Source organism: Lentilactobacillus kefiri (assembly GCF_007989105.1).
Lineage (GTDB): Bacteria > Bacillota > Bacilli > Lactobacillales > Lactobacillaceae > Lentilactobacillus > Lentilactobacillus kefiri.
Window position 1 is genome coordinate 1 of sequence record NZ_BJVK01000060.1, and the last position, 6,171, is coordinate 6,171.

Here is a 6,171-nt window from a genome sequence, read left to right on the forward strand (position 1 = left end):
TATGTAAAAAAGATCCCTCAGAGAGGAACCTTTTGATAAATGAAATTATTTAATCAAGCCTAATTTAGCTTTCATCTGTAAAATCTTGTAAACTTTGTTATTTAATTGACTTTTAGTAATTTGCCCTTTAGCCAAAGCATGTTTCAATTGTGGAATGCCCTGTTTGTAATTACTACTTAATAAAACATCATTACCAGCTTTAAATGCGGCTACATCACGATAAACATGATGCGAATCAGCATAGTTGGAAACAGCTCCCATTTGTAAACTATCAGAAACAATTACACCATTATAATTATCAGCAATCAAACTAATATCCTTTTTAGATAATGAAGCCGGTTTTTTGGGATCAATCTTATTAAGGATAATGTGGGTAACCATAACTGAATCAACATTAGCAGCAATACCAGCCCGGAATGGTACAAAATCATCCTTTTCAAAAGTCCTGAGAGTCTTATTGGTTGAGGCTGAACCGGTATGAGTATCAGCAGCTGAACCATAGCCTGGGAAATGTTTCAAAGTAGCTCCGACACCTTGGCTTTGAATAGCAGTAACTGCAGCTTGAGCATATTTACCAGTAGCTTGATAGCCATGACCGAAAGTCCGATCATAAATAAAGCTGTTCTTGTTGCTGGTAACGTCTACATCAGGGGCAAAGTCCCAATTGATACCTAGACCTTTAAGCGTTTTAGCTTCCAGCTTATACCACTTGGTAATACCATTCATACCGCCAGCCTTATAAGCAGCTTGTGGGGATGGATAATAGCTTCGACCGGAAATAGCCGGATTAACGCTCAGCCGAGAAACTGTACCACCTTCCTGATCCGTAGAAATAGTCAACGGAATATTGGCACTATTCTGATAACTCTTTAGTTTATTCTTAAAACTGGTTTTAGTACCAGTAAAATTACTGCCGTAAAGAATAACCCCACCTAAGTGATAGGCCTTAATATCGTAATCAGCTTGAGCAGTGTTATTTGGTACCGAGGCAACAAACAATTGGCCTAATTTCTCATTAGTTGTCATTTTAGCCACCTTGGCCTTTAAAGCAGCATTTTTTGAGGCAGCTTGAGCATTGTTAGCCGGATTGGAAACTGTCGAAACTCCCATTAGTCCTAACGAAGCCAACATTACCGTTCCAGTCACCATACCTTTAGCAAATAAATGATTAATTTTTAACATTAAAAAAACTTCCTTTCTCATCATATGATATATCACTTTTGGTTTAATTAACTTATTGGATTGAAGTCAATATTTGCCAAGGATTGTTTTGAGCGTTCCTCGTTATGGTAAAGTTTAACAATGTTTATTTTAAAATCATTTGAGTATGCTTGCATTATATATGAATAAAAAAGTTATGTTAGAGTTTGTCAATATTTTATTAAAACAAGACGGGAATTTTTCACAAATACTCTTTAAAACATACTATACAACTATTTCAAAATTTCTTGGAAATTATGATAAAAATCAATATAAGAACATTTTAATATTAACTCCAAGTTTTATTAGATAACTTAGCCGCTAATTCATCAACATTTTTGAATAAACATTTTCCGGAATTATTAACTAGGCCATAGTCAGATAAGTCAAAATATTTAAATCCAAGTAAACCACCCTTAGATATTTTATTGAAATTAGTTTTAACAAATTTATCTACTAGATAATAGGCTTGCGGTGTATGTAGGTTCCAACCACGTTTTTGCTTTTCATTGCTTCTGATTGCTCCTATAATTCTACTTTTTTCATTTTCATTTAAACCAACTTTTGTTTCTGGTCTTAAGGGATCACGAACTTTAAGTATATTCAGTCCATTGTCATCATAACCAACAATAGCAATTTTTAATACTTTGCCAACAGCTTTGACTGATTTATCGGTATAAAGGCCTATATATGCTACATTTTTAAAATGAAGTTTATTATTATAATAAAGTTTAAATTGTAAATTTTCATTGAAACTAGCGCCTACGGGTGGAACACGCATAAGTGATTTTGGATTATTAATTAAATTATCTTCTACACAATAATTGTGAAAATCATTTATAAGATTATTAAGTTCATAATCTCTCTCATCTGAAAAACTAGATATAGTACGAATTAAAGATCTAAAAGTTATATGTTTAAATGAAATCTTATTTCCAAGATGTGATAAATTATTAAAATTATTCAAAATGTGTTGAAAATTACTTTTGAATTTTTCGTCCATATCATTTTCATCAATTGATAATAATAACTTATTGTCTTCATTGCTGAAATCATTTAAATGACCTTTAAGTTGTTCCAACCTAAATTCTCCATAAAGCTTAGTCTCAATAACTATTTTGTAGGAGGGTTGTAAAATTACCGCATCAGGAATTGAACGACCACCCTTTTTATTTTGACCATCTTGTAAAAACATACTTTCCTGCAAACCATTTTCAGTTGTTTCCTCTGAAAAAAGGTTATCAATAAATTGATAATAAATTTCTGGAGAGATTGATTTAACTCGCTGCAAAAAGAATACGGTGTTAGCCGTAACTACATTTTCCTTACTATGATACTTTTGAAAAATTTGAGTTACCATGTCTATCTCCTATGGTTATATTTAAAGGTACTTTTATTATCATACTCTATAAAAGTTTTTTAATCATTTTACGTTATCTTCGGAACACTTAACTGTAGCTAGTAAAATCAGTTGTTTTTGATAGATACGTTAGGGTAGACCCTATCGATTCTATATCAAACAACACTATTATGTATACGAACATCTGAAGTATACTGGTACACGTTTCATTATAAGAATTTGATGAATAGTTTACGGAATTGGTGTTGACACTTAATTAGGAAAGATAGGTTAAATAATTGAGGATCATGAAAAGATACAGAATAAGCTTTATGATTGATTTTTCGAAAGTAATGATATTAACTTAGTTGAAAACAATTGAATTTGTTAAATTCTTGAAGAAGACGATTACCAAGACATAGTCTAGGAAGTGAACTATTTGACAGCATTAAAAATAAAAAAGAGAATTTCATTAATTGGTTTTGGAATCTCAGTTGTTATTTTGTATATGCTTTTGTATTATTTGTATAACGTCTATTTAAATATAATTTATTTTGCTTTGGCTTTTGCCTTAGTACAGTTTACAAAAGTTAACCACCCCTTAAATAATCGAATTTATCGATTTATCAAAGAACATAAAAAGTAACAAAAATATAATGGCTTATTGTAAATAGCTTCATTACCTTTTTAGTAGCTGAGTAGATGTTAAAAGGACTGTTAGATTATTTGGCGAAAATTCGGAATAAAATCACAATCCAACAATAACCTTTTTTAAATCGGTAATGGAAACTATTTTTTGACAGGAAGTGTGTTACTGTCTATGGAAAGGCGGATATTTCGGTATGCAAATGTTAAAGTATAGTAAGGAAAGAATATGAATTAGTTATGTTAAAAAGATATAGCTACATAATGGCTTTATTGGTAGGACTTACTTTTATAGTTTGGTTACTATTTATTGGCAACACCGTGTTTACTTTACTGGAGCCGTTCAAACGTACATGGTTGCCCAAAAGATTCCAACAAATAGCATTAAAAATCAGAAAATAGTTTTTAATTGGGTCAATATGGGACAATGGGAGGAAGATGTTTCAATTCGCCACCAACATCATACCTATCAATATATTTATAATATGTCTTGGCAAGATAAAAAAGTTTCTTTAAGTATTTATGATCATCGACAAGGAATTAAAGATACTCTAGCTCCTTATCCACCTTTAGAGTATGACCGTTAACTTTTGCAGATCTTAATATACTATAAAATCAATTAATTTATAAGGAGGTAAATGAATATTGACATTAACTGACTGGAGTGGCTTTGCACTGCTCAGCTCATTAGTCTACTGGTGGTTTTTAATGTGGAATTCATTTAACCTCACTAGAAAAACGTTAGTATTATTAAATACGGTTGGGACGTTATTAATGACAGTTTTGACGTGGTCAATCACTTATGGCATGTTATTGATTCCAATTCTAATTGTGTATGCAATTTCAATCGTTATTCTGTTCAAACTACCATTGCCAGCAAAAAAGAATCGCGGTGGTCTTTGATAAATTAATAGATGCCAAGTATCGAGAACCTTTTGAATTGGTATCATGTTAATTCAAAGGGTTCCCCAAGTTTTTAATCTTAGCAAAGCAAGTTAGGTGTTTTAGCAGCGATCTTTTGAATCAACATGAGTTGGATATAGAAACGGGGCTTATATGATGAAAGAATTCGATAATTTCAATTATTACGAGGTTAACAATGTTTACGAAGCCTCATTCTTTCAGTTTCCAAAAGTATTGATGTACGGCGAACAATATCGATATTTAAGTAGTGGAGCCAAATTGGCCTATATGGTACTGAAAGACCGATTAGAGTATGCCTTACGCAATCACTGGGTTGATGAGGAAGGGCACGTCTACTTTATTTTTTCGAATCAGGAATTAGGAAATTTACTTAATTGCAAGAATCAGAAAGTCGTCAAAATAAAAAGAGAACTCGCAGCTGCTCATTTGCTGATACAAAAACAACCAGTTTTTAATCCCCGAACTAAAAAAGATGAACCCAACCGTTTATATCTATCTACGCTTGATGTGAAAGCAACTGACGTTTATTTACGGGGAAAATATGGGCAAAAAGCGTCGCAACCCCTAGGTACAAGCAGAAATGTGAAAATCACACATAATCTAGATAGAGAACCTAAATAAAAATAGATATCGTTTGTTATGGGAGGCAGTTTCTGATGAGTAAAAGAGCCTTGATCTATATTTTACGGTATTTACTAGCGATTGGGTTATTTGCTGTTTATTATGCAGTTTTTGAAAATCAAAGCCATGATTTAATTCAGACCGTTTTTGCTGTTGCAATCGGCGTTGGAATTGCCACTTTGCCCGTTAAATCTAAAGATCAAAATAAAAAGTAATTCCTCAATTGTCAAATCAAGTGCCACACTAATAGGATATCTAAAACAAATTGTTGCCAGGTAATATTGCTGGGATAATTTTTCATGGATCAAATTCACTTTTTTACACAGAAGTTTATCAATAATCATGGATATTGGACAATCTCTTACAGCATTTGATATTTTTTCTATGAATCGTAATTTCGTAGCCAATTATTTCCCGACCATTTTAATACTTTTCATTAAAAACCAATAACTTAATTTTGTACTTAGCTCTTTAGTTATTACATTTAAGTGTTAAAGTAGATACATCTTGAATGGATGTAACTTTTTTGTGAATGAGGAAACTTGTATGTATAAAAAGATGATCATAATGCTTGTTACTGTTGCACTTAATTTGACAATTCAAGGCTTTAATATTAATGCTTTAACGGCCTCTGCTGTACCTCTTGATCACTACCATATTGTCATTACTTATACTAAGCCTCATAAAAAATATATTGGACATAAGTATAGTAATTGGAATACTATTTATTCTGCAAAAAAGAAAACAAAATCGACTTTTTCTAAATCGGTAACGTGGGCTAACTCTTTAACAGGGAATGTTTCACTGTCTAAGGGAAAGTTGACTGCTTTGTTAGGGTTTAATGTAACTAGGTCAGATACCGTTACAATAAATGTTCCGTTTTCTTTTAATGGAAAATATCGACAAAAAGTTCAGTATCGTAAGAGGTATCGAAAATATAAGATTACGCGAATAGAATACCTAAAAATAGTCGGATCATCAACACAAAAGAAACATCTTAAGGCTTTTGCATATAAGTACGATGGTGTTGTGAGTCGTGTTGTTAGGGATAAGTAGGTGATAAAATTGGATTTTTTTAAACTATCTAGTTTGTTTGGTAGCTTTGCCTTATTAACAATATTTTTACTACAAATTATGAATGTTTTTTCTGAGATGCTATCAACATCGGATGTTTTGCAAGATGGAACTAAAATAACTAATCAAGTTAATTACTTTATGACCCCATTAGTTACAATTCCAGTTATTTTTTTAATATTGTTTTTTATTTTTTTTATACTTGGTATCTGTAAAATTAAGAAGTAATAGATTAGTGATTGATTGGATTTAAAATTATGTAATCTTTTTTTGGGGAGGGAGATTGATGAATATCAGAAAAATTATCTTGATCAAAAATGTAAGCTATAATACCGATTGCTCCTATACCAGCACGTAATATGCCAATT

At 31.6% G+C, this 6,171-nt stretch carries 6 protein-coding genes and 1 pseudogene; 5 read left to right on the forward strand and 2 right to left on the reverse strand.

Annotated elements, in window-relative coordinates:
* Positions 1-45: 45 nt before the first annotated feature.
* Entirely contained in the window at positions 46-1,182 is a 1,137-nt protein-coding gene (locus tag LKE01_RS11235) for a glycoside hydrolase family 3 protein (protein WP_057962202.1), read from the reverse strand.
* A gap of 307 nt (positions 1,183-1,489) precedes the next feature.
* The gene (locus LKE01_RS11240) at positions 1,490-2,560 is read right to left on the reverse strand and encodes a hypothetical protein (RefSeq protein WP_057962201.1); all 1,071 of its coding nucleotides are present in this window, start codon (positions 2,558-2,560) and stop codon (positions 1,490-1,492) included.
* 977 nt (positions 2,561-3,537) lie between these two features.
* On the opposite strand from LKE01_RS11240, the gene LKE01_RS11250 reads away from it, so the two are divergent.
* From LKE01_RS11250 to LKE01_RS11270, 5 genes and pseudogenes are all read left to right on the forward strand, one after another.
* On the forward strand, positions 3,538-3,771 hold the full coding sequence (locus LKE01_RS11250; protein WP_003554889.1) for a hypothetical protein: 234 nt from the start codon (positions 3,538-3,540) through the stop codon (positions 3,769-3,771).
* Positions 3,772-3,829: 58 nt separating this feature from the next.
* Complete coding sequence (locus LKE01_RS11255) at positions 3,830-4,087, forward strand: hypothetical protein (RefSeq protein WP_003554892.1); 258 nt, start codon at positions 3,830-3,832, stop codon at positions 4,085-4,087.
* Positions 4,088-4,243: 156 nt separating this feature from the next.
* A pseudogene (locus tag LKE01_RS11260) lies at positions 4,244-4,720 on the forward strand (replication initiator protein A); the annotation flags it as partial.
* Positions 4,721-4,764: 44 nt separating this feature from the next.
* Complete coding sequence (locus LKE01_RS11265; RefSeq protein ID WP_054656189.1) at positions 4,765-4,944, forward strand: hypothetical protein; 180 nt, start codon at positions 4,765-4,767, stop codon at positions 4,942-4,944.
* 331 nt (positions 4,945-5,275) lie between these two features.
* Positions 5,276-5,785, forward strand: coding sequence for a hypothetical protein (locus tag LKE01_RS11270; RefSeq protein WP_057962200.1), 510 nt, complete (start codon positions 5,276-5,278; stop codon positions 5,783-5,785).
* Positions 5,786-6,171 lie beyond the last annotated feature (386 nt).